Here is a 25,270-nt window from a genome sequence, read left to right on the forward strand (position 1 = left end):
TTAATTGAATGATTAAATCCCAATGGATCCTGATTTTATCGCGATATCAATACCACGTTTTAAGGTTCTAATAGTTTTTAGGGCGAGCTGTACTTGATTGGTTGGAATGTCAACTATTGGAACGCCTGCCTTTCCAAGAATGTTGAAAGCCAAGGCTTTTTCATGGGTAGGCAATCCCAATAAGGTTGAAAAATACGCATTGGGATTTTTGACAAATGCTTTTTTTGCTTTGTAGGATTCTGCATAATTGCGTTTGTATGCAAAGGTCTTGTCAAAGGTCTGTTCTGCTTTTGAAAAAAAGGTATCTCTGTCAAAGCCTCGTTTTACTAATTTCCCATCAATCATGACATCGGATGCCTTGTATTTGCTTCCTGGGGATAGACTTACTGAGTTAGACGCATCCTTACGACTCACAATAATGTGGATATGACTTTGGTTACCTCCCTTGTTCATGCCCTGAACGATACGTTTACCATTTAGTTGGTATGGTGCACTCCGCTCCAGTTTGGCTATTTCCTGCTCGTTCTTTTTGACGCTTCCTTCCAAAGTACCTAGTTCAATTTTTCTAATATCCTGTTTTAGTTTTAGGATTTTAGATGCAAAAGGTTGATTTTCCATAACCTGTTTATCTGTACCTTTATACTGCCTAGTGTGTTCAATTTTGGCATAATATTTAATGTCGTTGATATTAATAGGCTTGCCATTGATTTCTCGATTAAAAGCGGTGACATAGTCTTTCATCAATTCACGCGTATAGTGCTTTAAATCTTTACTACTATTCTGTAATTGTTTTAATTCGCGTTGACTTGGACTTACGGTAATGGAATAAAATTTAGGCTCTTTCTTTTTGAGTTTTGCAGTATTACCATCGATGTCTTTGATGACTTCCTTAGCTGAGAACTCCTCACTATATTGGTTAAAAAAATGCTCACGTTCTTCAAGCACGAGACCTTGATTTTCCTTCTCCAAATACTCCACAAAATCTGAAACACTTTGCGAAAAATTGCTGCCCATTGTTTGGGCTGAAATACTGATATACATAGATTTTGTTTTTACTATTTTTTAAGTATTGATTGCTTCTTTTTTTTAGGCTCCTTTACCAAAAGCAAGGGTTTGTTTTTAGGTTCTGCTTCTTTAAACAAGGATTGCATCATGGCGACTGTAGGTTTGGTTTGGTTTTTCTCTATGTCTTTCATGATGGCAATCACCCCATTAATTCTTTTTTTAATCAGGCTCTCCAGAGTTTGCATTTGTGGACCGATAGATTCCTTTGGAGAAATGCCATTACTTTCAAAAAACTCTATCATGAGCAACAAAGTCATCGAATTAGACGCTCCCATTTTTTTACTAAAAATCCTAAATTTTTTAGCTGTTGCACATTTAAAACTTATGGTAGTAAATGCCTCTTTTTCATGTCCTCTATCCATTTTTACTCTAAAAACTTGTTGGTTTTATTGGGCTGAACGCATTTTTACTTTAAAAATGAATCCAAAACTGCTCTCTCTATTTTTATATTATATTTTAACATATTGATTTTCAGTATATTATGCGTTTTTAAATAAAAATAACCTCGCGGAGCGGGTTACCCTCTTGCTTATCCATATTTTGTCCCGTAGGGACCATAATTTTCCAAACCCATCGTTTTCAACGATACGCTTTTTTGGGACTACCAATGAGCTATTTTTTTATTTTGATGTTGTTTTATTATTTGTTAAATCAAGAAACCTACATCGACTTAAAATAAGTAACAACCCCTTTTAAATATAAGCGTTTCAGAAGCAAATCGAAAATGAGTATTGAACTCAAATGGTATCAATTGATAGCAATACATATGGTGTTTTAAAAAATGGAAGTTTAAGACGTCAGATTTTGAAATTCTCTAGTTGTTTTTTTAAAGCTTTTGACATTTTTAGGCATAAAAAAGCCTTTGAAAACCTCAAAGGCTTTTTATTACGGTTTCATGTTATTTATAACAATCAAATATTAAACACATATTGGTAGTTGTATAAATTCTTTATAGCTTCTTCTTCCAATAGCGCATTATAATCCAAATGCTGTTGCTTGGCATAGCATTTAAGGTCGCTACCAAATTTTTGCTCCACGTCATTCTTAGAATGTTGAAGCAAACGATTTTGGGTTTCTGCATCGAGGTTGTTATAATTCAAATAGACCATGATTATCATTTTAAATTATAAGAGTCCGTTATCGGCAAAACTGTAATAATTACCATCTGGAATAATAATGAGATGGTCTAAAACATTCACATCAAACAATTTCGCTGCTTTCTGGATTTTATTAGTAAGCTGTTTATCCACTTCACTAGGTTTCATTTTACCACTGGGGTGGTTATGGCATAAAATGATTCCTACCGATAAAGTTTTGATAATCACGGCAAATAAAATACGCATATCTACGACTGTTCCTGTAATACTTCCCGTTGATAGCTGATAGATTCCTTTAATCTTATTGGCATTGTTCAATAGCAATACCTTAAAGGTTTCTTGAAATCCTATGGTATCTTGATTCCACTGTTCAAAAATGAGCTTAGCGGCATCTTTTGAACTTTTAATGGATAGTGCTTTGGATGTGCCTAACTTTTCTCGGTAACTTATTTTTATTTCGCTAACTTTGCTTTTCATTGTTATTTTCTTTAGAGATTAATAATAAAAAAAAGGGTGTGTCTGTCGAAAGTAACACCCTCTTTCTTTTTGTTTACTCTGCGCTTCCTAGTAGTAATATTTCACTCACTATTACTTCAGTTATATAGCGTTTTACACCGTCCTTGTCTTCATAACTTCTTGAAGTCAATTTGCCTTCAATGGCAATTTCTTTGCCTTTGGTTACATACTTCTCAATGATGTCTGCGGTCTTTCCCCATGCCACTAAACTGTGCCAATTGGTGTCGGTTTGCTTTTCGCCTTTACCATCTTTGTAATGTTCATTGGTTGCTATGGATATGCGGGCTACTTTTTTACCGCTTTCCAAGTTTGCAATGGTTGGCTCTCCACCAACGTTTCCGATTAACTGTACTTTGTTTCTTAATGTGCTCATGATTTAAAAAATTTAGATTAATATTTCCCCTATTGGATTTAAAACAGATTAAATTTTAAGGGGTGTTTTGTTCGATTTCTTTCGTGCTACGCACCATAGATGACGTGGGTTTTGTCAAGACTTTTAGAACACAAATCAGGAGTGTCTGCGACGTCGCAAAATCCTTGGATTTTCAAGGACGTAGAACCCTTATTTTTTTCTAAAACTTGCTTGGTCTTTACAAGTTCCATAAGGGCATTAGCAATTCTTTTTAACGCATTTGCGAAGCGTGTGTACAGGAGTTAAGCGCGTGTAGTAAGTGGGTTAAAATTAGAAGTGCTTATGCCCTGCCTGTTTTCGATGCCCCGAAAAACAATTAAAGGCGTCATCTATTATAAACCCCTTAAAATGATTGAGACAAATCCTGGATTTTTTAAGAATTAGCCAGCAAAGCCCGAAGAAGGCTTTGCCAGTGATTCTGTTTGGAAAATTCAGGGTTTGGATTTCCGATTATTATTTTAATACATGTTCAAATCAAGCGGACTTGATTCACGCTTTTTACTTGGGAATGAAGCCCTTCGACTGCGCTCAGGACAGGTTTACCTTTCCAGATAAGTGGAAAGGGTTAACGGAATGAAAAGTCAAAAGTGTGGATTAGGTCCAAGACTTATTTTAATGAAGCTCTTTTTCTGGGATGTAGTTTTTACGGAATGGAAGGAAATGTGCTGAATGGGATAATAAGATAAATTTCCTCTTTAAATTGAATTTTTATTTTTAAAACAGTTTTTCTTGAATATCCAAAATACCATCGTTTTTTGAAACTTTATTCTTTTTCAAAATACCTTTTAGAGCTTTTCTCCGCTTATTATAAATCCATTTTCTAAGGTTGGTTAAAAGTCCTTTTTCATAATCAGACAGTTCTTTTGGTGCTATTTCAATCATAGCTTCTAATTGGTCTTTACTTTTAGTCTGCATGGCGTATTGAAGTCCTAGCCATGTGTAAATATTAACCCATTCTGTTTGCATGGGTGCTTCATAGGTTCTTGGCATCATATAAGCTAAAGTCTCAGTAAGTGATGCCATTTTATCTCCTGTCATTGAGCAAATTATTCGTGATAACTTTATTCTACCGAGAATGTCTTTTGGTATGGTATCTTGCCATGCGGATTTAAAAACAATAATTGGACTCGCAAGGCAATCCATAAAGTCGAAAACGAAATCGTTCTTATCCTTTTTAGTTGTTTTCACTACTTTTTCTTTTACTGATATCGGCTTACATTCAAAACCGAAATCGAGCTGAACTAATTTTAAATTTTCCATGATGTGAGATTATATATTAAACGCTATTTAATAGTACTTGATAAACCTTAGGATGCTTATCTCTGTAATAAGCCAAATGGTTTTCTCCACTATCGACATCGTAATTTTCACTACTTACTCGATAATGCTCTTCTGCTTCTTGTAATGACATGTTGGGTTTTTCAGATACTTGTTTCATAATTCTAAAGTTTTTGATTAAACAATATTTAAGCACTACCTAAACGGAAGCTAAAATCACAGCTCAAAAGGAAACGGAATAAATAAGCGTGGATGGTGTGAAGGCTTTATGCCGTAGTCTTTTGATGGGTGTATTTTACGGGTTTACCTTTGCGCTGATATTGATTGAATAGGGTTCTACTTACCCTTTTCTATGAAGCACTATATAAAAAAACAAGAGCCAGCACGAATGCCGACCCTTACTTCCAACAACAAAAGCTAATCGTTTAATTCCTGAATTTTCTTTTCAAGATTTCCTATTCGCTCTTTCAAACGTGCTTCACGCTTGTTTCTCTCTTCTGCATATTCCTTTTCAATATTTGCAATTTTGGTTTTATAATACCATTGCATTGCATTGTAGAATGAAATGTTTGTCAAGTTATTAACGTGATTGCTTTCGCCAAAATGTACTTGTTTGGTTAGGATGTACCGAATCAACTTATAAAAGGTTTCCTTTTTGAAATTCTTTTTGAAGTTCTCGACAGTTTCCACATCGGTCTTTTTAGATGTGTTGCCCAATAATTTTGAAAAGTGTTTTTGTCGACCTACATAGTCTACATTATTTTCAAATACCGTTAATGAGAAAGCCACCATTTCATCTACCGAAAGTGCTTTCTTCTTTTCAATATAATCGGTTTCACGAATCATTTGAACAACTTCTTCAAACTGCTTGTTGTTTTCAATGTGCTTCTTACGAATTTCTCTTTCTTTTATTTTAACGATTTGTTCCTCTGGCGAACACTCTGCCATTTTTCTATTGGCCAACGGTTCTGAATATGTAGAATTTTCAGCTTTTGAATCTTCTACAATTTTCACAAAAATTACTTTGTGCACATAGGTTTTTGGATGAAACACAATGCCATTTACAAATCCGTTTTCTTTTGCGGAATTATATGTTTTCAATTCTTCCTTGTAATCCTGAATAGCTTCTTTAAGTTCAGCTTTCAGCTCATCTTTAGAATAGTCGTAATGCTGGTATTCAGTCTGAATTGCTTCCATTGTAGGCTTAATCGGTTCTTCGATTATTTCAACATCATCCAGAAGATAGACTTTCAATCCATTTTTTTCCAATTGTGATATAATGAGCTGGTTGTTTTCGTCATCTGCCCAATATTTGCGTATTTCAGGAATCAACAGAACATTCTCTTTCTTCGATTTTTCAATCAAGTTCAAAAATGACTTACTTTTCTTGGTTTCATAGCAGGCTGATTTTGTACACATCATTTTACCATTGCCAAACAAATTACCTTGATTTATTGCATTGAACGGACATGTTATACAAGCACCAACTTTAGTAATCAATTTTTCATCGACTAAATCAAAAGGTGCATTTTCCAAATCGTAGGTCTGGTTTTTAATCATCTGATTAATTTGATTGGCATTAAAATCTTCACCCATCGTTTTCAGCATCATCTGCTGTTCCTCTGGCTCGAAAAGTGCAACACCTACTCCTAACGAAATCGTCATTTCGCCATTACGAACAAACACTTTAAAACCTTCAATTAGACCGGCTAATTTTAAACGTTGCCTTACAAAGTTTTCTGTTCTTCCCAACCGTTTTGAAATTTCTGTTGGCGAATATCTTTCACTTAGGAAAGCAACTGCTTCAGCTTCTTCGGTAGGTTCAACATCTTGTCTCTGTAGATTTTCGATAATTTGAATTTCCAGAATATCATTATTATCATACTCCCTAACGATACTCGGAATGGTTTTCTTTTTCGCCAATTTGCTTGCGCGATACCTACGCTCACCCATTACTACGATGTAATCCTTTCCAGATTTTCGGACGGTAATAGGTTGTAGGACACCGTGTTCTTCGATGCTTTCAGACAGTTGCTTTAGAGCTTCCTTGTTAAAAGTTTTTCTTGGTTGCATTGGGTCAGGAATAATCCTTCCTATAGGTAATTCTTGAACTTGAAGTCCAATGGCGCCTTGAGTCAATTTCTTCTTGACTTCATTTTTAATGGTGGCTGATGCCTTTCCGTTTTTACTTGTGGTACTTGCTTTTGTTGTCATAATACTTAAATTTTAGATTAAACAATATTTTTGCAGAACCTAAACGGAAGACAAAATTTCTGCTCAAAAGGAAACGGAATAAATAAGCAGTGGATAAAGGAATGGCTTTATGCCGTCCCTTTTCCGAGAAATATTTTGCGAGTTTATATTTCGGGAATATTGTATGAATATGTTATTTCCTATATGGTTTTTTTAACAAAACTTGTATCAATTAAATTTCACAAAGAATTAAGATTCCTTTAATAAAAAAAACTAATAAATAAAATGACAACTTCAAATTATATATATTTGCAGTAACGAAAGTTAATTTGACATATTTAAAATTACAGCAAGGTTCACAATTCGTCAACAACGACTGTGAAAATTAGCAGAAGACTTATAAATACTGGTGTTAGAGCAAAAGGTTCTGACCCCAGCCCGGTCACAATAAACCTCTTTAAATCATAAAATTTAAAGAGGTTTTATATTTTTAAGGCCTCTATTTCGTTTTTACTTTTTATTTCTTTGAAACCAAAATCATTTTAAAATTATAAATTTTGAGGAATTATTTACTTTAATAACATACATTCCTGACGAAAGTGATGAAGGTAGTTTTACAGTAGTAATCTTAGATAATGTATTATATTCTGTGCTTATTTCCAATTTTGCTCCAGTTATATCAAACAAAATAAACGTATCTGCCTCATTGGTGTTAGACACAAATATATTTCCTGAAGATGGATTAGGAAATATAGTTATTTCATTATCGTCAACTTCTCTTTCTTTTCCTTGAAAATATGATACAGCAAGATAAAATGCATCTACTCCAACTATTTCTCCTATTAATCTACCAGGAATATCATCTGCTGGTGGGTGAATGCCTCCCCATATTCTAGATAAACTACATTGATCTGATGCATCACGATAGGTAGCCCATTGTAATTTTATATCCATTGAAGGGCCTTCTTCAAATACCAAAAACTCATTTTTCTTAGCTATAAATTCGCCATAACCCCCTGGAAAATAAGCATCACCTGTTAACAAAGTTATTACTTCTGCTGCAGCTCTAGAGTATGTAGAATGTCCAGATACAAAACCAGCAAAAGGAGGTGTTACAAAAGAAGGGCGTTGATATGGCCACCAATTTTCGGCTAATATCCAACCAACTCCTGCCTGATCTACATTAGTATCTCCTATACTGCTATGCCCTTTCCATGTATAAAGTTTTATCTTTCCTCTATTTTCATTTTCCCTGCCTTCTAAAGGATCTCCTTCTTCCACAATTTCTATAAAGCCTGGTCTTAATGGTATTCCCGCAAGATCATAGTTGTCTATAGAAGCATCTGTACTTTGACCTTTATCCGCCATATACCGTATAGCAGAAATTGGTCTAACATAATCATACCATCCTTTAATACTCCAAGCAGAAATAGCAGCATCATGCATAGCGCCTCCCATAATGAAATACGATTTAACATCCCACTCTAAAGGATTTAAAACGTCTCCTCCACCAGACAGTCTTTTTTCTAAAAGAGGATTATCGTTTACATAATTTAGCAAGGCGAACCAATGTCCAGGGGGTGTTTCTGAATCTGGTCCATCTGCCCAAAATTCTGCCAAAACTCTAGTATAATCTCCTCGTGGCACTAATTGTTCTTGGTAAGGAGCATTAGTAGCTGGGTTAATTGAATATCCTTTACTAATATCCCCACCTTCCAATAAATTATAAAAAGTGGAATAATCATCAAAACTCCTAGGTAATGAACTGCTTTCTATATTCCCAATAGCATTTGGAGAGATATCCCACATTACATTATCTGTTGGATCTAAATGAGAACTCCAAATAGAAACTAATGAATTTCCCCATTTATAAGCGTCACTAGCTGATGTGTTCATTGCTAAATCTAAATATGGTGGGGTTCCTGGATCATGGTACACGCTATAATTATTTCCATTGCGTTGATAGATAGATTTTGAATCTTCAGTTAATGAAAAAGAAAAAACATTACCCCATTCTGGATTTAAAAAGTCTGGTGTATCTCCAGCTATTAAATTGCCACTTTGGTCTATAAATACATCTAAAGACAAAGGTTGCCACCTATTAGGATCTATATCTGTATCATTCCCAGCAATTTCTGGTGCTAAGGGTGGGTTAAGCGGTTGATAAAAAGCATTATCATATGCATTGGATTCTCTCGAACCGTCTATAAGCCCATAATTAATAATAACTTCTGCTATATAATTCCCCATAGCTGCTGCATCTCCTGTAGCGTAATCTGTTGATGTATAATTTATATCATAACCCAATACATTCATTAACAAATCTAGCCTGTCTTTAGTTTGTTTAGCATTTGGAGATTCCTGAAACCTATGGGATAGTAAACGGTATGCTGCAAAGCTTATAGCTTTATTTCTTGACGCATTCAACTCCTCAGCGGGAGAAAATTTCTTTAATACCGTTTTAAAACTATTTACTTCTTTTCCTGTTAAATAAGGTTTAGCATTATCATCATAAACTGCCCAAGCATCATACATTGCAATACTGGCATGAAAAAGGTTTCTTGCATGTACGGTTGGTCTTGCGTAATCCTCTCGAATAGCATTCAACAGAGCCTCGTTCCAAAGTCTTGCAACAGAAAAATCTTGATCAAAAAATGACAATCCTTCCTCTAAATTAACTATTAAAGAAACTGGAAGGCTAGAACATACGTTATCTGCTTCTTTTGCTACAACTTCTCCAAATTGCTCTACTCCCCATTTTATAATAACACTACTTGTGCCTTGACCATCAATTATTTCTCCCCCTTGTACTTGCCAATTAATTGTTGCTTCGGTAGCTAAAGGATATGTGTACGTTTCAGTTTTTAAAAACTTTGAGTTTGCATTTCCAGTTATGGTTTTTGGCTCTAAATATGTACATGAATTATCATCTAAAATAGCTAACGGATTATAGGAACAAGAAGTTGAGTCTGTACAACCTGAAAGTACAGTAGCAGGCTCAATATCCAACATTTGATAACCTTGTCCTTCTACTGCTAAAATAGTTTCATCTACACTTAAATTCATGTAAGTGTCTATTTGTCCAGATGGCCATGTAATTTTTATTTCCTCAATTTCTGTATCTGTACTAATTCCAAAATGTACTGGCTGTAAACTTTGTCCATAAAGACTAGCTCCATGATAGTATCTGTGATAAATACCACTATTTGTGGTTATAGATATTGAGGCTCCTATACCATCTTTATTAGATGTTTTTCCCTCTAATTTCACTTTAAACCAATGTATACCATCGGGCTGAGAGCCATCTATGACTGTATTTTTGTAAAAGAAAGGTTTGTCATCTCTATTGGTAATAAAAATATCTAAATCGCCATCATTATCATAATCAAAAACTTCAGTCGCTATACTATATGTTAGATTCTTAATATTAGTTTCATCAGATTGATCTAAAAACTCTTGTTTTCCTTCATTTAATAAATTTTCAAAGTAGACATTAAAATTTTTCTGATCTACATAACCGTTAACAAGTAATAAGTCCTCATCATAATCTAAGTCGAAATCAGCAAAACGGGAATCCCAAGCCCAACCTCCATTTGTAACTTTCTGTGATGCTGCTACATCAATATAGTTATCACCTATATCTTTTGTGTAGAGTAAATTTGTTTTTATATTGGATAAGTAAATATCAAAAAGACCATCATTATTATAGTCGCCCACAGATACTCCCATTCCATAATAGTTTTCAGCTAAATTATACGCTTTAGACTGTTCAGAAAATCCTGTACCATTTTGATTAATATAAAGGTTATTATCTCCAAAATCATTAGACACATATATATCCAACCATCCATCATTATTTACATCTATAGGAATAGCCATGAAAGTAAACAGACTTTCCCGAGAGCCAGCTTCGTTACCAATTAAATTAGAAACATCTGTAAAAGTACCATTACCATTATTTCTATATAAACTATTTCCAGAGCAACTAGATTGATAGTCTCCTATAAAAATATCCAAGTAACCATCTTTATTAAAATCAAACCATAGAGCTGAAGTATTGAAACAGTTATTCACAGCATTAAACCCAGCACTCACGGTGACTTCATTAAAACTACCATTACCCAAATTATTAAAAAGTTGAACTCTATAACTATTTGTAAAAAACAAGTCTGGGTCTCCATCATTATCATAATCTCCCCAAGAAGCACCCCATTTATAATCTACATATGAATCATCAACCCTATTCTCTGGATCTGATAAGTGACCATCATCAAAAGGATGTAAATTAGACAATCCTGCTCTTACAGTTACATCTGTATAAGTGCCATCATTATTATTTTCAAATAGTTTACTATGACTTGTTCCGACCCCACGTTCGTCTTTGGTCTTAGCGACTACGAGCAAATCCAAATCGTTATCACCATCATAATCGGCAACTGAAACCCCCATATTCTCATATAACCTATTAAGTCCTGCCTGATTTTCAATTCTAGTAAAGCTTTGAGAAAATATAAGAGAGTGATAACATATACTAGCAATGGTAAAAGTATAAATTAAGTGTTTTTTAGCTTTCATGTTATAATAATTACAATATTCCTGTGACATTGTTTAGAAACCTATAAATATAAGCTCTTTGATATTAATTCTTTATTTACAATTTAATAGATTTTACTATTTCTTATTGGTATAATATCTAAAATATTTATATCCCTGCATTTATAAATACATCATTTAAATCTTTTCAATAGAAAAAATTAAGCTTTATAACTTAACTTTTTCTATTTTTACGCCCTTATTTAAGCGCACGTGGCGGAATTGGTAGACGCGCTGGCTTGAGGGGCCAGTATCCGTTTTAGGATGTGGAAGTTCGAATCTTCTCGTGCGCACAGTCAAAAACCTTGAATATCTTATCAATAAAGGATTTCAGGGTTTTTAAATTTTCATATTCCCCCAAAAACACCCCTAGTATTATATTTGAATCACTTTTTAAACGAAGATTTGCAGATTTCCAGTAAATGTCTAGAACGCTTGATAATTCTTAAAATCTAACAACATTGCTAATATAAGAATTTTTGAATCAAATAATCTGAAACGAAACGAGTTAAATGAAAGTTTCCAAAAAAAACTTCAAATCATTGTGAATTGGTTTTTAGAAAATCTGCGAATCAAAAAGTCTATTTTTTAACATGGGCGTTATCCGAAAATATTGGAACAGGGGGTGCGATTCTATTCTGGGTATGTTGTGTCCTCTGGAAGCATCAATCAAAAAAAATAAATTTTCAAATTTTTGACACCTTTATAATAGATTTAAATATTCCATAAGTTTACTTTTCCTATATTTGAATCTCCCTTATGAATGCTAACGATAATCGAAGTTGAATAAAAAAACACTATCCGAAACAGATATATGCGCCAAGTTTATTACTCCTGCAATTAAAAAAGCAGGATGGGATGAAAATACCCAATTACGTAGGGAGGTTTCATTTACAGATGGGCGTATTATTGTTCAAGGGAAACTTTACACAAGAGGGAAGCGAAAACGTGCCGATTACATTCTTTATAACAAACCTAGTCAACCTATAGCTGTTGTTGAAGCTAAGGACAATAATCAGTCTGTAGGGCATGGAATGCAACAAGCTTTAGAATATGCTAAAATACTTGACATACCTTTTGTTTTTACTTCTAATGGGGACAGTTTTGTTTTTCATGATAAAACAATTAAAGAAGGCAAGATAGAAACTGAACTATCACTTGATAATTTTCCATCTCCAGAAGAATTATGGGAGCGGTATTTAGAATACAAAGGACTAAAGGACGTAGAACCCAGAACACTTGTAGAACAAGATTATCATATTGATGAAAGAGGCATGTCTCCTAGATATTATCAGCAGAATGCTATTAATAGAACTGTTGAAGCTATTGCTAAAGGTCAAACTAGGCTTATTTTAGTTATGGCTACAGGAACAGGAAAAACATATACCGCATTTAATATTATTTGGAGGTTATGGAAATCAAAACGATTTCAACGTATTTTATTTCTTGCTGATAGAAATGCTTTATTGACCCAGACCAAGAATGGAGATTTTAAACCATTTGGTAACGAAATCATGCATATAATCAAAAATCGTAAGATTGATAAATCGTATCAGATATATTTTGCTCTTTACCAAGGTTTAACTGGAAATGAAGAAGTAAAGAATGTATATAAAGAATTCTCCAGAGATTTTTTCGATTTGGTATGCATAGATGAATGTCACAGGGGGAGTGCATCGGAAGCATCTGCATGGAGAGAAGTGCTTGAATATTTTAGTAGTGCAACTCAAATTGGTTTAACCGCAACTCCAAAAGAAACTAAGGATGTTTCAAATATGGAATATTTTGGAGAGCCTGTTTATACTTATTCTTTAAAGCAAGGTATTGAGGATGGATTTTTAGCACCATATAAAGTAGTCCGAATATCCACTACGGTTGATGAAGGTTGGAGACCCACTAGGGGCTTGATTGATAAATATGGTAATGAGATTAGAGACCGTATCTATAACCTAAAAGATTATGACCGCACTTTAGCCATAGATGAACGAACCGAATTGGTTGCCAAAAAAATCACTGAATATTTAAAGGGAACTGACCGTTATGCAAAGACCATTGTTTTTTGTACAGATATAGACCATGCTAACCGCATGCGTATTGCTTTAATAAATGAGAATGCCGATTTGGTAGCTAAGCATCCATTATATGTAGTTAAAATTACGGGAGATGATGAAGTAGGCAAACAAGAGCTTGATAATTTTACTGATGTAGAGGAACGATTTCCAGTAATAGCAACCACTTCAAAAATGCTTACAACTGGTATAGATACTAAGATGGTAAAATGTATCGTTTTGGAATCCAATATAAATTCTATGACAGAATTTAAGCAAATTATTGGGCGTGGTACACGAATAAGGGAAGATGATGGAAAGGTGTATTTCACTATCATGGATTTCAGAAAGGCGACAAATCATTTTGCAGACCCAGATTTTGACGGAGACCCAGTTCAAATTTATGAGCCAGAACCAGAACAGCCAGTTATACCACCAGATGAAGATGAAGTAGGAATTATTGATGGTGAAGAATGGTCTCCCTTGGACGATGAACCAGATTATCCAGATGGAAACCTACCTAATATTGATATTGATGACGAGGATAGTGAGCCTAGAAAATATTACGTTAATAATATTAAAGTTGAAGTAGCCCATGAACGAGTGCAATATTATGGTAAGGATGGCAAGCTTATTACTGAATCTCTAAAAGATTACACTAAAGATAATATTAAAGCAAATTTTGCCTCACTAGATGATTTTATAATCAAGTGGAGAAATTCTCCAAAAAAATCTGAACTATTAGAAGAACTAGCAGAACAGGGTATTTTATATGAAGCATTAAAAGAGGAAATTGGAAATGACATGGATGTCTTCGACCTCATTTGCCACATTGCGTTTGACCAACCACCATTAACCCGAAAGGAACGTGCCAATAATGTGCGTAAAAGAAACTATTTTGGAAAGTATGGAGAACAAGCAAGGCAAGTAATAGAAAAGCTTTTGGATAAATATGAAAATGAAGGCGTTATAGCCATTGAAGATAATGGAGTACTTAAAGTTAAGCCGTTAATTGATATGGGTTCTCCAGTTGAACTAGTACGTGCTTTTGGTAAGAAACGGGATTTCGATAGAGCTTTATTAGAATTGGAACAAGAAATTTATAATACTGGAGCTTAGTTAATTATGATAGAAATTCAAGATGAAATAATTAATAAACTTCAAAGTTTAATTGGTGTTAGCTCCAAAATTGGTTTCACTAATTCAGGAATACTAATTGATTTATCTGAACCTGTTGAACGAATAATTCTAAATATTCTTTTTGTGGAAGATGAAGAGTTTGAATATATTCCTTATCAAACTTTTTCAATGAATATTTTTGAAGGAATTAGTTTTCCAGATATTGGTGGGGTTATTGATTTAGGTGAGATGACTATTGAAAGAATAGATGTTTTTAGTAAGTCTTTTTTTGTAAGCGATTCAGAATTAATATTTTATTCAGAATCTGTTTTACTATTAAATTTCGTCAACAAAGAAAGGGTATTAGTAGAATTATCAGGAGACCAAATTTTACATGAACTTATTTCTATCTATAACAATAATGGAATTAATGATAGGATTTCAGAGCTTATTGAAGAGGGCAATAGTAGAACAAGGATAATATAAACAAATGACACAAATAACAACAAATATAAAATCCATAAGAGACATCATGCGTAAAGATGCAGGTGTAGATGGTGATGCACAACGTATATCTCAAATGGTTTGGATGCTTTTTTTAAAGATTTTTGCAGACAAAGAAGAAGAATGGGAATTAACCGTTGAAGGTTATCAAAGCCCTATTCCAGACCGTTTAAAATGGGATTCATGGGCTAGTGATGATGAAGGTTTAACTGGTGATGCTTTGATGGAGTTAATTAATAATGACCTATTCCCTACCCTAAAAGAATTAAATATACAAAGCCCACAAGCCAATATTATTCGATCGGTTTTTGAGGATACCTACAACTACATGAAAAATGGAACTTTGTTCCGTCAAGTTATAAATATCATCAATAAAATAGACTTTAATAACAGTAAAGATAGACATGTTTTTAATGATTTATATGAGACTATTTTAAAGGAACTACAAAGCGCAGGGTCTTCTGGAGAATACTATACTCCAAGGGCTGTTACACAATTTATGGTTGATATGGTTAACCCCCAATTAGGCGAAACTATTTTGGACATGGCTAGTGGTACAGGAGGTTTTTTAACTTGTAGTATAGAGCATGTACGCAAACAAGTGAATACTCCACAGGAAAGAGACGTTTTGCAGAAGTCTATTAGAGGGATAGAAAAGAAACCCTTACCTCATTTATTATGCACCACAAATTTAATGTTACATGGGTTTGATTTACCTGCTGTAAGACGTGATAATATGTTAACCATGCCTTATAGCGATTGGAGTAAAAAAGACCGTGTGGACATTATACTGATGAATCCACCATTTGGTGGTACAGAGGAAGACGGAACAGAAAATAACTTTCCTCAAAAATTCAGAACAAAGGAAACAGCAGACTTGTTTTTAGCATTAATTATAAAGTTGTTAAAAGATGGTGGGCGTTGCGCTGTTGTATTGCCAGATGGCACTTTATTTGGAGAAGGTGTTAAAACCAGAATAAAGGAGGAGCTTTTGACCAAATGTAATTTACATACTATTGTTAGACTTCCCAATGGAGTTTTTAACCCATATACTGGTATAAAAACTAATTTACTCTTTTTAGAGAAAGGCACTCCAACAAAAGAGATTTGGTATTATGAACATCCTTACCCAGAAGGTCAAAAAAGCTATAATAAAAGTAAGCCAATAAAAATCAAGGAGTTTGACAAGGAAAAAGCATGGTGGAACAAGCGAAAAGAAAATGAATTAGCTTGGAAAGTTTCTATTGATGAGATTGCCAAAAGGGGCTATAATCTGGATATAAAGAATCCCAATATTATTGAAGAGAACAAGGTCTATTCAAGTCAAGAAGTTATTAAATCGCTTGAAGTTAGTCTTAGTGAAAGCCTAAATCTTCTTAATGAAATTAAAACACATGTAGCAAATGAATAATATTTATCTAAATGTGTTTTATGATAATCTTGATAAATATATCAAGATAATGAATGATGAACTATCAAAATCTTTAGACTTACAACCTCTAGGTGAGCATATAAAAATGGTTGGAGGTTTTGCTTTTAAAAGTAGAGACTATATTCAATCTGGTGTGCCAATAATTCGAATATCTGATTTCAATAATGAAAAGATTGATTTAAGTTCTGTTAAATATTATAAGGAAGGCAAATCTCTTGAACGATACGAACTTAATCAAGGAGATATTATTATAGCCATGACAGGAGGAACAATTGGTAAACTAGCAATTGTTCAAGAAGGATTGGGTAAATTATACTTGAACCAAAGAGTAGGTAAATTTGAAGTACTAAACCCTGATGAATTTGAAAGTGAATATGTTTACTGGTTGGCAAGAGGAATTCAATCTATTGTTCAAAATTTAGGCTATGGCGGAGCGCAACCAAATGTAAGTAATAAGCAAATTGAGGCTCTAAAATTTCCTTTTCCAGATAAGAGATTTCAGAGAAGTATCGTTAGCTTTTTTAATGACTTGAAAGATGAATGCGTTTCAGGAATATACTTTAATCAAGAAATTGAAAATAAAATACTTGAACTTCAAGAGATAGGAGTTAAAATTCAAACCATAAATATTAATGCAATCGACCAATTTGACCAAATCTCGAAATTACGTCAAAGTATTCTTCAAGAAGCAGTTCAAGGCAAATTGACTGCTGACTGGAGAAAAAAGAACCCCAATCTAGAATCTGCCTCTGAATTGCTTAAGCGAATTAAAAATGAAAAAGAACAACTTATTGCCAAGAAAAAAATAAAGAAGGAAAAACAATTTCTCCCTGTTACTAAAGATGAAATTCCTTATGAATTACCTGATTACTGGGAGTGGTGTAGATTTTTAGAGTCTTGTATTAATCGAGATGGTGAAAGAATACCATTGTCTAAAGCACAACGTGCATTAAGACAAGGAGCATATGACTATTATGGCGCACAAGGTGTTATAGACCATATAGATGATTTCTTATTTAATGAGAGATTACTACTTATTGCTGAAGATGGCGGCAATCTACTTAGAAGAACTAAACCTGTAGCATATTTTGCTGAAGGTAAATATTGGGTAAATAATCATGCTCATGTGGTTGATTCATTCGATAAAGTAACTATTGCATATTTAGCTATATATATTAACTCTATTGATTTAAGCCCATATTTGAATGGACAACCGCCTATGCAAATAAAGCTAAATCAAGGAAGGTTAAACCAAATACCTTTACCATTACCTCCTTTGAATGAGCAAAAAGCTATAGTGTCAAAAGTAAATGAGTTAATGACTCATTGCGACCAATTAGAAAAACAGGTTGAGGAGAGTAAGCTACAGGCAGAACAACTGATACAAGCAGTCTTACAAGAAGTATTTAATCCAAAGCAGAAAGAAAATAGTGATGATGTAATAGAAGCTTTATTTCCAAATTTAGAAACCATTGCTGAAGTAGCAAATCTTCAACAAGCCATGATTATTCAAAAAACAGAATTGGGATTGGGTTCTGGACGTGGTAAAGTTTATGCTCAAAAAACATCGGCTAATCTTAAGAATATTTTTGGAGTTGATATTCCATATACATTCGAGAAATCTCATTATGGAGAGTTTTCATATCAACTTTCGGACGATTTAGATAAAAACCCCTATTTAAGAAAAGTAAAAACGGATGTAGGCGAAATTCTGGAAGTTAAATCAAGTAAACAACAAGAGGTTTTAAAAGCTTTAAACGCCCCTGAAAATGCATTATTTATACAATCTATAGATGAGCTTATAAAAGTTTATCAAAGCTCTTTAATTAGTGGTTCTACAGACCGTGTAGAGTTATTAAATACTGTATGGAGAGCTATTAAAGACACTAAGTCATTATTAGGAAATACGATTTACAGGTATTTAGAAAATTGGGAGATAAAACAAGGGGATTATAAAACCAAAGCTGATAAGTTTACCAAATCTGAAACCTTTGCCATGATTACTCTAATTAAAGATTTAGGATGGGATAAAAAATTGATTAAATGATTAGCACAGGTTTAAATCAAGCACAGTTTATAGATAGACTTAAAAAAGATACCTTGCAAAAAGGTAATTTTGAAACCAATTCCAAAATTTCAATTGGTAGAGAACATGTTGATTGGAACTTTGGAGTTGTTAGAAATACAGTTTTCAAAGAACTTGTTACTATTTACTCCGCTGAATTAAATTCTGGTTTAGCCTTTTTCAATTGTGAATTTAAAAAAGGAATCATTTTTAGAGCTTGCTCTACAGATAAATTTGACACGCTATACAACCCTTATAATTGCAGTATCCTTTTTAACAAATGTAAAACTGAATTTTTAACGTTTAGTGAAGGTTGTCTATTTAATAGAGGTGTTGCAATAGAAAATGAAAGCTCGATAGGCACTCTATCCATATTAGACTCTATTTTTACAGGGAATGCTTTTAGAATATCGAACAGTGAAATATCAAAGCTTTTAGATGTTAAAGGAGCAAATCTATATTCCTTAAATATCAGTAAAAGTCGAGTAAACAATTGTCGCATTGTTTCTTCTAAATTGGATTTAGCTTTTATTAAATCTACATTTCAAGGTTCTGTTAAACTTTGGAATGTAGATACGAACAAAAGTCTAACCTTTAATCAAAATGTTTTTGAGCAAGAATTTGGAATAAAATCTTCAAGAATAGAAAGTATCTACATCCATGGTGATACTTTCCAAAAAAAAGCTAAACTAGAAAATAGGGGTGACACAGGGACAAACCATGAATCAAGTTTAGATAATATTTACATTTCAGAAGCAAACTTTATTGAAGGATTTGAATTTGATGGAATGAGTAAAGAATTAAAGAATTTAACTCTTAGACTATCTCCGAACTTTCAGGGAATTCTTAGAATTATTGGTTGGAAAATATTTGAAACCTCGATTTCTGGAATGAATGAGAATTTGAAGGTTGTTTTCAAAAGGATTAACTTTAAAAGGCTTCAGCTAATTGACTTTTCCAATTCTGGCGATATTACTTTTGAAAGGAGCGGAGCTGAAAACACTTTATTTAAAACAGAAGAAGACCCTGATTCTTCCATAATAGCGTATGATAGTAGTTTAGGATTAACAAGGTTCAACGAGTTTGATTTTAACTCATTTGATTTTATTGATATCAGTAATGTGTCATTTAATGGAATTGAGGCTTCAAATGTTAACTGGTTTGATGATAGCAAAATTAGAATAACAACACCTGAAAATGAAGCAGCACAAGGCTTTCGCAGGAGGAGAGAATTATATAGACAAATAAAGCACACTTTAAAATCAAGCGGAAATCAGATAGACAACCTTATGTTTCAAGCTCGTGAAATGCAAGCATACCGCAATGAACTTAAAGCTTCTGGAAATTATAATTTAGGTGATAAAGTTATAATGGCTATTAGCAGAACTAATGATTATGGTCTAAATTGGTTAAAACCACTTATTTTATTAATTGGTATTACTATAGTATGCTACGGAATAAGTCTGCCACTATTTACCAAAGAATTATGGTATGATTTTGATTTACCGTTTGCTGATTTTTCTTTGATAAAAGGAGTATTTGTTGACAATCTTTCAACACTTGCAAATATGTTTAATCCTGCTAGAAGATTTTCAGTAACTTACGGTGAAAATGTTTCTACTTGGCTTTACTTCCTAGACCTATTACATAGACTTTTCTTAGGAATTTTTATATTTCAAATAATAAAAGCATTTAGAAGATTAGCTGTTAAATAAATTAAAGCTAAAGGATTTCTGATATTTCAACTTGTAATGCTTTAGCAATTTTGTAGAGCGTTAATATCTTAACGTTACGCTCTCCACGCTCTATCCTTCCTAATTGATTTTTGGATAGGTCAGCATCCACATTTAATTGAAATTGGCTTAAGCCTCTTTCAATTCTCAATACTCTAATCCTTTCTCCAATGTTATTTAAAATCTCTTGTTCTTCCTTTTTTGACAACATGTCGAAATGTTGCCCATTTTAACAAATTCATCGACCCCCTAGAGGGGTTAAATCAATTTATTTTTGTAATATTCGGATTAATAAAAATGAGGAATGGATTCTAAAAAGGAAATCAGATTAAGTAAAAAAATAATTATCAGGATTATACTATGCCTAGTTCTATCATTTGGATTGATATTTATTCTGCAAAATTTCGGAACATTTAGTTATCATTCAGAAAATAAAACTAATTCCGCTTACGAATACGGCACTGATAGGGTTATTGGAATACAATTTAACAGCCAGTTAGGTAGTATTGTTACCAACCACCAGTTCAAAAATTCTTCTTTAAACTATCAAGTCAAAGACTTGATGTATGGCGGAGATTTTAATGCCTATAGAAATAAACTACCATATTATATTAAGGCTACATTTAATGATTACCAATATATATTATTCCTATGGTTTTTCCTGTCAATAATTGTAGTCGTTATGAACAAAATAAAATTTAAATTAGAATGAAAAATTCAAAATTATTGCCTGTATTGTTAGTTGTGTTAATGGTTCTTTCTTGTAAAAATGAAGTTAAAAGAATCGATGACATAAGGGGAAATAATTCTGCATCAAAACCTGATAAAATAGAAAAAGCAAAAAACAAGAAGTTTGCTTATGTAGTTTTTAAGTTAGAATCCCCTCGATTAGAACATTCTGAACCTACTTATATGGAAGTGCCAACTCCAACAGGAGGCTCATATACCGATAAAATTGATGGCTATGATTTTGTAGTATGGGATAAAAAAGCCTTCACAACTGGGGTTATTGAAATAGAAAATTATAATGAAGATGAAAAGTATAAATTATTGGATAAAGCAGAATATGAATATAAACAAATACATTATCCTTTAATAGATTCTAAATATGAATCAAACGTTTTAAATAAAGTTAGGGATTTTCAAACTAAAGAGGAATTAAAAAAGCATAGAACTAAAATTATAACACGAGATGTTTATGCTTATACTTCTTATGCAGAGGCTAGTAAAAGTAAGCGGAAATATCAATAGAAAATCTATCAAAAAATTAAAAAAGGGCTTAAGTGTTACTATGGTTAATATTGAATACCAAAAACAACTTCGAGAGGTTTTTATAGCTTTAGAAGAAGAAAATAAAACATTAACATCAGAACAGCACAAACTAGGCTATCAGCAGAGGAATGAACTAATAAGTCATGTAAATTCTGGATATAGCAATGATGAAAAGCTATTGCAGAAAAAGAAGGAGTGGGAAGCAGTTGGTATAGAGCATAGAACGACCAAATGGATTTATGACTTAATGAGAGGTAAAAGAGACTTATATGGTTATTTTGAAAACCCAGATGAAATCGTAACAGAACTTCAAAACCTAATTAAACAGTCCGAAAAAAAGGAACTTTTTGAGATAGCTAGTATTCTAAACCATTGGAGGTTGAAAATGATTAAAGGATAAACTCTCAGTTAACCCATTTACCAATATTTAATTTTGATTTGAAAAGAGTTATTTTATATCTGTGCTTATTGTTATTGCCCTTTTTAATAATGGTGGCGGTAAATGAATCGGTAAGACCTACTATTAAAAACAAACCGTTCCAGTTAAGGGGAGTTAAAGCTATTAACTCGTTTAAGCCTGAATTAGATAAATGTTCATGGTATTGCTACACAGAAACTACTAGCCATTGTAAAGCTTATCATGTCAAGTTTGCCAAACCTTATTTCAAGTACATCGACCCAATCTATTTTGGCATGATAAAAATATTGCATTCGGGAAATAATTATCAGTTTATGAATGTCGTTTTCTTAGTGATTCTAATTCCTTTATTGATGTTCTATTTATTGGTTAAGTCTATAAAAATGCATTATCAAATTAAAGCTTTAAAAAAGACCTTATGATGGATTTAGTTAACCAAATATTTGCATACTGTGGAGACTTTATAATCAATTTAGCTAATTTGTTAGGGGTATCCTATTACGAGGTTAATGCAGTCGTTTTTTGTATTCTATATCCAGCTTTTATATTAACATTTTTGATAATCTATATTAAAAAGAGAATCGAGCTAAAAAAAAGCCATTAAAGCCTTTATGTAATAGGCGCACGTAGGACTGTATTTTAAATTCTTCATATTTAATAAAAAAAGCCTAAAAAGAGAGCTTGATGGGTAGGTTGTAAAAATGATAGACGTTAATAATAATTTATAGCACGTGCCAATAATAAGAAGTTTTACAAGTAACACAATTAAACGTTTATGGACATCACAATACCGAATAAGAAACTATTTAAGATTTATTTAGACTTAGAATTTGTTTTCTACAATATTGACTATGACCAAATTTTAACGAATATCGTTTATGATGAAAGAGAATTATACGACAGGAACATTGATGGAATTTCTACTTTTTTTAAACTGGAAAAATCTTTAAATAACTATGAGTATTTACCCGAAATAAATCACTCATTACTAGCCCATGGACAAGAATACGCTATACTAACTTATCAGTTTACCAGTATGTTTTCAACAAGAGCAGTAACAACAGTTCAGAATCAAAAACTTGTAGCTATTAAAGTAATTACACACAATAAAAATAAATGAAGTTGAATGAAATAATTGCCCTAATCTTTAAAGCTGAAATTTTGAATGGTAGGCTGAAGATTGAGTAGGTGTAACTATTAGATTATGTGCAGTTGTAAGAATGTAAGATGTCTTATAGTTAGCAATTTGATATAAAACTACATAATGTAAGAGTTTATTGTATTATGAAGTAACCAGTTGATTGAATTTAGTAGAGATGAATTCTAATATTTGATTTTTATGTGAATCATAACCTATCCTTTTTATAAATGACATAATTCTCTTTTTATCTTTCCTGATTTCCTGTGATGTTTTGGTGCTTCTTAACATTACCCAGTAGCTTGGATTTGTATAGTTTTCATAAAACGCTCTTTCGTGAGTTTCAAGAGCATTCCATGCGGAAATCGAATCTACTATTAACATTTTATTATAACGCTCTACAAAGGCTTTAAATAAAGCTGAAACAGCTAGTTCATCTAATTGGTCTAAGGAATTTATTCCAATCTTGTTTAAAAATCTTTTTTGAATAATTTTTAGCTCAATTCTTAATAAATTTTTTTGCTCTAATTTAGATTCATACCCTTTATCATAAATTTTGATTGAAAAATCAGATTTTTTAAAAAGCTTAAATGTAGTTCCTGCTTTGGTCTTAATTCGATTGTCGTAGGGCTGAAAGTCATACATCTGAACACTTTGCTCTATAAAATAACTACTTGGTTTATTTATTATAATATTAAATCCAAACTCTAAATTAGTAATTGTCGTTTTCGTTTTATCAATTAGCAATGTATCACATAGGTAATCAATAGCTAAATAAAACTCTTTGATACTAAAATCATTATAATTAATACAGCCAAAACCATTTATACTATTATAAAACTTATGAATACTACCAGACACAATTGCTTCAGTTCTAGTAATTCTATATTCCATGTTATGAAGTTTACCTATAATTGGGTAAAATACACCATCTTCATTGGAATAAGCCTTATATGATTTCTCTAAAGAGGAATTACCTTGAACAAAGGTTTCAAAACCTTCTTTGTCTTCTATTCTAAATTTCACAAAGTCTAACATAATTAAGCTGCATTTGAGTTAGACCCATTGTAATTTCCTTTCAGGAATTCTTCAACATCTTTCCTAAGATAAAGTGGTTTTTTCCCTGCTTTTCTTGTTGGTACAAGTTTTCCTTTCTGCTCCCAATTCCAAAGGGTAGTTGGAGAGGTTATTTTACAAATTTCAGCAACTTCTTTTTTGTTTAAGTATTTGCTCTTTGGTTCAGTATTAAAAACTTGTTTGGAAACTACTTCATTATTCTTTTGGATTATATCCTCAAACTTATTAGTTAATAGTTGAACTAATTCATCTAATTTAATAGAAGTTAAAATTACTTGATTCATAGTTGACTTTTTTACTGTTAACGCCTTACAAAGAGAAGGTTAATTACATAAAAAAGAAATACTCTGATTTAAAAGTAAGAGTAACTATAGGTAAAAATAATCACAATACCAAGCCCGATAATGGGTTGCAGCTTTTGAATTAGCTAATGTGGAAATATTAATTTTAAATTAAGAGTTTTGAGAAAGGGCATTTACGAAAGATTCAAGGACTACCCTACTCTTTTTATTTTGTGTTTCTTTTTGATTTAGAAAATCCCTAGGCATAAGTGCCTCTCCATTTAGTAAAAAGAATTCAGATGTAATTTCCCAATGTTTGTTTTTAGGGTTTTTAACTACTTTTTTCTTTACTAGTAGTTTGATGAAATAGTAAAGAGAAGATTTTCTATCTATCCAGTTTATTTTATTCTCTAATTGCTTTGCTTCAAACAGAGATTTAAAAGTGTTGAAATTTGTTAGCGTAGAAATGAACCCCCTATCTGTTAAATATTTATGATATAGAATTTCTAGCCTTTTATCTTCGGGGTATGTATTAAAGCGGAAAGAAATAATAGCTTTTTTTAAATAGAACCATTTAGACAAAACCTCTCTATTGGAATTGTTAAGTTCAAGATGATAAGAAATGAAGATTGATTGAAGAATTTCTTTAATTGAATTCAGAAGCAAAAGAATTAAGCTATCTATTGATTTATACCTTTTCAAATCTTTCTTTCTTTTTATTTGTCTCAAATCTGCTTGAACACTCAATAACCTTGATGCAATTTGATTTAGATATTTTATTCTATTCTCTTTTAGTAAATTTAATTCTAATTCAAAACAGTTGTAACCAACCTTTTGATACTCCCTTATATCATTAAATATTGCCTGTGCTTTTTCAAAAGTATTTAAGGATGGATAATCAGATAAATCATGAATATAAGTTTCAATAAAAACAAAAGGATGCTCTACCCGATTTTTTAAATCTTCTTCCTTTGCCCATGGATTATAATTGATTATATAGAACTGGCTAAAATCCTTTTGTTTTAACAT

General features: G+C 32.4%; 21 protein-coding genes and 1 tRNA gene. 9 read left to right on the forward strand and 13 right to left on the reverse strand.

What is annotated here, in order from left to right:
- Positions 1 to 12: 12 nt before the first annotated feature.
- From mobB to ABD935_RS15430, 9 genes are all read right to left on the reverse strand, one after another.
- The gene (gene mobB, locus ABD935_RS15390) at positions 13 to 1,041 is read right to left on the reverse strand and encodes a MobB family relaxase (RefSeq protein WP_345193558.1); all 1,029 of its coding nucleotides are present in this window, start codon (positions 1,039 to 1,041) and stop codon (positions 13 to 15) included.
- A 14-nt stretch (positions 1,042 to 1,055) separates the two neighbouring features.
- Positions 1,056 to 1,427, reverse strand: coding sequence for a BfmA/BtgA family mobilization protein (locus ABD935_RS15395; RefSeq protein WP_345193560.1), 372 nt, complete (start codon positions 1,425 to 1,427; stop codon positions 1,056 to 1,058).
- Between the two features lie 549 nt (positions 1,428 to 1,976).
- Positions 1,977 to 2,174, reverse strand: coding sequence for a hypothetical protein (locus ABD935_RS15400; RefSeq protein WP_345193562.1), 198 nt, complete (start codon positions 2,172 to 2,174; stop codon positions 1,977 to 1,979).
- Positions 2,175 to 2,189: 15 nt separating this feature from the next.
- Positions 2,190 to 2,639: a JAB domain-containing protein gene (locus tag ABD935_RS15405; RefSeq protein WP_345193564.1), complete on the reverse strand. Its 450-nt coding sequence runs from the start codon at positions 2,637 to 2,639 to the stop codon at positions 2,190 to 2,192.
- Between the two features lie 73 nt (positions 2,640 to 2,712).
- Positions 2,713 to 3,051, reverse strand: a complete 339-nt coding sequence (locus ABD935_RS15410; RefSeq protein ID WP_345193566.1) for a single-stranded DNA-binding protein — start codon at positions 3,049 to 3,051, stop codon at positions 2,713 to 2,715.
- A gap of 753 nt (positions 3,052 to 3,804) precedes the next feature.
- Positions 3,805 to 4,350, reverse strand: a complete 546-nt coding sequence (locus tag ABD935_RS15415) for a hypothetical protein (RefSeq protein ID WP_345193569.1) — start codon at positions 4,348 to 4,350, stop codon at positions 3,805 to 3,807.
- A 16-nt stretch (positions 4,351 to 4,366) separates the two neighbouring features.
- Complete coding sequence (locus ABD935_RS15420) at positions 4,367 to 4,528, reverse strand: hypothetical protein (RefSeq protein ID WP_345193571.1); 162 nt, start codon at positions 4,526 to 4,528, stop codon at positions 4,367 to 4,369.
- Between the two features lie 257 nt (positions 4,529 to 4,785).
- Entirely contained in the window at positions 4,786 to 6,582 is a 1,797-nt protein-coding gene (locus ABD935_RS15425; protein WP_345193573.1) for a ParB/RepB/Spo0J family partition protein, read from the reverse strand.
- A 516-nt stretch (positions 6,583 to 7,098) separates the two neighbouring features.
- On the reverse strand, positions 7,099 to 11,136 hold the full coding sequence (locus tag ABD935_RS15430) for an FG-GAP-like repeat-containing protein (protein ID WP_345193575.1): 4,038 nt from the start codon (positions 11,134 to 11,136) through the stop codon (positions 7,099 to 7,101).
- 225 nt (positions 11,137 to 11,361) lie between these two features.
- On the opposite strand from ABD935_RS15430, the gene ABD935_RS15435 reads away from it, so the two are divergent.
- The 6 genes from ABD935_RS15435 to ABD935_RS15460 all read left to right on the forward strand — a co-directional run bounded on the left by ABD935_RS15435 (position 11,362) and on the right by ABD935_RS15460 (position 20,037).
- Positions 11,362 to 11,447, forward strand: a tRNA-Leu gene (locus tag ABD935_RS15435).
- A gap of 489 nt (positions 11,448 to 11,936) precedes the next feature.
- Positions 11,937 to 14,321 carry an EcoAI/FtnUII family type I restriction enzme subunit R gene (hsdR, locus tag ABD935_RS15440; protein ID WP_345193577.1) on the forward strand — a complete coding sequence of 795 codons (2,385 nt, stop codon included), beginning with the start codon at positions 11,937 to 11,939 and terminating at the stop codon, positions 14,319 to 14,321.
- Between the two features lie 6 nt (positions 14,322 to 14,327).
- On the forward strand, positions 14,328 to 14,807 hold the full coding sequence (locus ABD935_RS15445) for a hypothetical protein (protein WP_345193579.1): 480 nt from the start codon (positions 14,328 to 14,330) through the stop codon (positions 14,805 to 14,807).
- A gap of 4 nt (positions 14,808 to 14,811) precedes the next feature.
- Positions 14,812 to 16,236 carry a class I SAM-dependent DNA methyltransferase gene (locus ABD935_RS15450; protein WP_345193581.1) on the forward strand — a complete coding sequence of 475 codons (1,425 nt, stop codon included), beginning with the start codon at positions 14,812 to 14,814 and terminating at the stop codon, positions 16,234 to 16,236.
- Positions 16,229 to 18,304: a restriction endonuclease subunit S gene (locus ABD935_RS15455; RefSeq protein WP_345193583.1), complete on the forward strand. Its 2,076-nt coding sequence runs from the start codon at positions 16,229 to 16,231 to the stop codon at positions 18,302 to 18,304. Before ABD935_RS15450 ends, ABD935_RS15455 begins: the two co-directional genes overlap by 8 nt.
- The gene (locus tag ABD935_RS15460; RefSeq protein WP_345193585.1) at positions 18,301 to 20,037 is read left to right on the forward strand and encodes a hypothetical protein; all 1,737 of its coding nucleotides are present in this window, start codon (positions 18,301 to 18,303) and stop codon (positions 20,035 to 20,037) included. The genes ABD935_RS15455 and ABD935_RS15460 overlap by 4 nt, the downstream gene beginning before the upstream one ends.
- A 7-nt stretch (positions 20,038 to 20,044) precedes the next feature.
- On the opposite strand, the gene ABD935_RS15465 is transcribed toward ABD935_RS15460, so the two are convergent.
- The gene (locus tag ABD935_RS15465) at positions 20,045 to 20,266 is read right to left on the reverse strand and encodes a helix-turn-helix domain-containing protein (protein WP_345193587.1); all 222 of its coding nucleotides are present in this window, start codon (positions 20,264 to 20,266) and stop codon (positions 20,045 to 20,047) included.
- A gap of 497 nt (positions 20,267 to 20,763) precedes the next feature.
- Between ABD935_RS15465 and ABD935_RS15470 the strand changes: the two genes are divergently transcribed.
- The 3 genes from ABD935_RS15470 (at position 20,764) to ABD935_RS15480 (ending at position 22,865) form a co-directional block, all read left to right on the forward strand.
- Positions 20,764 to 21,306: a hypothetical protein gene (locus ABD935_RS15470; protein ID WP_345193589.1), complete on the forward strand. Its 543-nt coding sequence runs from the start codon at positions 20,764 to 20,766 to the stop codon at positions 21,304 to 21,306.
- Positions 21,269 to 21,727, forward strand: a complete 459-nt coding sequence (locus ABD935_RS15475; RefSeq protein WP_345193591.1) for a hypothetical protein — start codon at positions 21,269 to 21,271, stop codon at positions 21,725 to 21,727. The genes ABD935_RS15470 and ABD935_RS15475 overlap by 38 nt, the downstream gene beginning before the upstream one ends.
- Before the next feature lie 793 nt (positions 21,728 to 22,520).
- The gene (locus tag ABD935_RS15480; protein ID WP_345193593.1) at positions 22,521 to 22,865 is read left to right on the forward strand and encodes a hypothetical protein; all 345 of its coding nucleotides are present in this window, start codon (positions 22,521 to 22,523) and stop codon (positions 22,863 to 22,865) included.
- A gap of 162 nt (positions 22,866 to 23,027) precedes the next feature.
- Here the strand turns inward: ABD935_RS15480 and ABD935_RS15485 are convergent, their stop codons facing one another.
- The 3 genes from ABD935_RS15485 to ABD935_RS15495 all read right to left on the reverse strand — a co-directional run bounded on the left by ABD935_RS15485 (position 23,028) and on the right by ABD935_RS15495 (position 25,270).
- Positions 23,028 to 23,921 carry a hypothetical protein gene (locus ABD935_RS15485; RefSeq protein ID WP_345193595.1) on the reverse strand — a complete coding sequence of 298 codons (894 nt, stop codon included), beginning with the start codon at positions 23,919 to 23,921 and terminating at the stop codon, positions 23,028 to 23,030.
- Positions 23,922 to 23,923: 2 nt separating this feature from the next.
- A complete protein-coding gene (locus ABD935_RS15490) occupies positions 23,924 to 24,244 on the reverse strand; it encodes a helix-turn-helix transcriptional regulator (protein ID WP_345193597.1) in 321 nt (106 codons plus the stop codon).
- A gap of 168 nt (positions 24,245 to 24,412) precedes the next feature.
- Positions 24,413 to 25,270, reverse strand: coding sequence for a hypothetical protein (locus ABD935_RS15495; protein WP_345193599.1), 858 nt, complete (start codon positions 25,268 to 25,270; stop codon positions 24,413 to 24,415).

Origin of the sequence: Algibacter agarivorans (genome assembly GCF_039543245.1) — a bacterium.
In the GTDB taxonomy this organism is placed as follows: Bacteria; Bacteroidota; Bacteroidia; order Flavobacteriales; family Flavobacteriaceae; genus Algibacter_G; species Algibacter_G agarivorans.

Bases quoted from the DNA above. Each gene is read 5' to 3' on its own strand.
- mobB (WP_345193558.1), bottom strand. From the start codon at position 1,041: ATGTATATCAGTATTTCAGCCCAAACAATGGGCAGCAATTTTTCGCAA.
- ABD935_RS15395 (WP_345193560.1), bottom strand. From the start codon at position 1,427: ATGGATAGAGGACATGAAAAAGAGGCATTTACTACCATAAGTTTTAAA.
- ABD935_RS15400 (WP_345193562.1), bottom strand. From the start codon at position 2,174: ATGGTCTATTTGAATTATAACAACCTCGATGCAGAAACCCAAAATCGT.
- ABD935_RS15405 (WP_345193564.1), bottom strand. From the start codon at position 2,639: ATGAAAAGCAAAGTTAGCGAAATAAAAATAAGTTACCGAGAAAAGTTA.
- ABD935_RS15410 (WP_345193566.1), bottom strand. From the start codon at position 3,051: ATGAGCACATTAAGAAACAAAGTACAGTTAATCGGAAACGTTGGTGGA.
- ABD935_RS15415 (WP_345193569.1), bottom strand. From the start codon at position 4,350: ATGGAAAATTTAAAATTAGTTCAGCTCGATTTCGGTTTTGAATGTAAG.
- ABD935_RS15420 (WP_345193571.1), bottom strand. From the start codon at position 4,528: ATGAAACAAGTATCTGAAAAACCCAACATGTCATTACAAGAAGCAGAA.
- ABD935_RS15425 (WP_345193573.1), bottom strand. From the start codon at position 6,582: ATGACAACAAAAGCAAGTACCACAAGTAAAAACGGAAAGGCATCAGCC.
- ABD935_RS15430 (WP_345193575.1), bottom strand. From the start codon at position 11,136: ATGAAAGCTAAAAAACACTTAATTTATACTTTTACCATTGCTAGTATA.
- ABD935_RS15445 (WP_345193579.1), top strand. From the start codon at position 14,328: ATGATAGAAATTCAAGATGAAATAATTAATAAACTTCAAAGTTTAATT.
- ABD935_RS15450 (WP_345193581.1), top strand. From the start codon at position 14,812: ATGACACAAATAACAACAAATATAAAATCCATAAGAGACATCATGCGT.
- ABD935_RS15455 (WP_345193583.1), top strand. From the start codon at position 16,229: ATGAATAATATTTATCTAAATGTGTTTTATGATAATCTTGATAAATAT.
- ABD935_RS15460 (WP_345193585.1), top strand. From the start codon at position 18,301: ATGATTAGCACAGGTTTAAATCAAGCACAGTTTATAGATAGACTTAAA.
- ABD935_RS15465 (WP_345193587.1), bottom strand. From the start codon at position 20,266: ATGTTGTCAAAAAAGGAAGAACAAGAGATTTTAAATAACATTGGAGAA.
- ABD935_RS15470 (WP_345193589.1), top strand. From the start codon at position 20,764: ATGAAAAATTCAAAATTATTGCCTGTATTGTTAGTTGTGTTAATGGTT.
- ABD935_RS15475 (WP_345193591.1), top strand. From the start codon at position 21,269: ATGCAGAGGCTAGTAAAAGTAAGCGGAAATATCAATAGAAAATCTATC.
- ABD935_RS15480 (WP_345193593.1), top strand. From the start codon at position 22,521: ATGGACATCACAATACCGAATAAGAAACTATTTAAGATTTATTTAGAC.
- ABD935_RS15485 (WP_345193595.1), bottom strand. From the start codon at position 23,921: ATGTTAGACTTTGTGAAATTTAGAATAGAAGACAAAGAAGGTTTTGAA.
- ABD935_RS15490 (WP_345193597.1), bottom strand. From the start codon at position 24,244: ATGAATCAAGTAATTTTAACTTCTATTAAATTAGATGAATTAGTTCAA.
- ABD935_RS15495 (WP_345193599.1), bottom strand. From the start codon at position 25,270: ATGTTAAAACAAAAGGATTTTAGCCAGTTCTATATAATCAATTATAAT.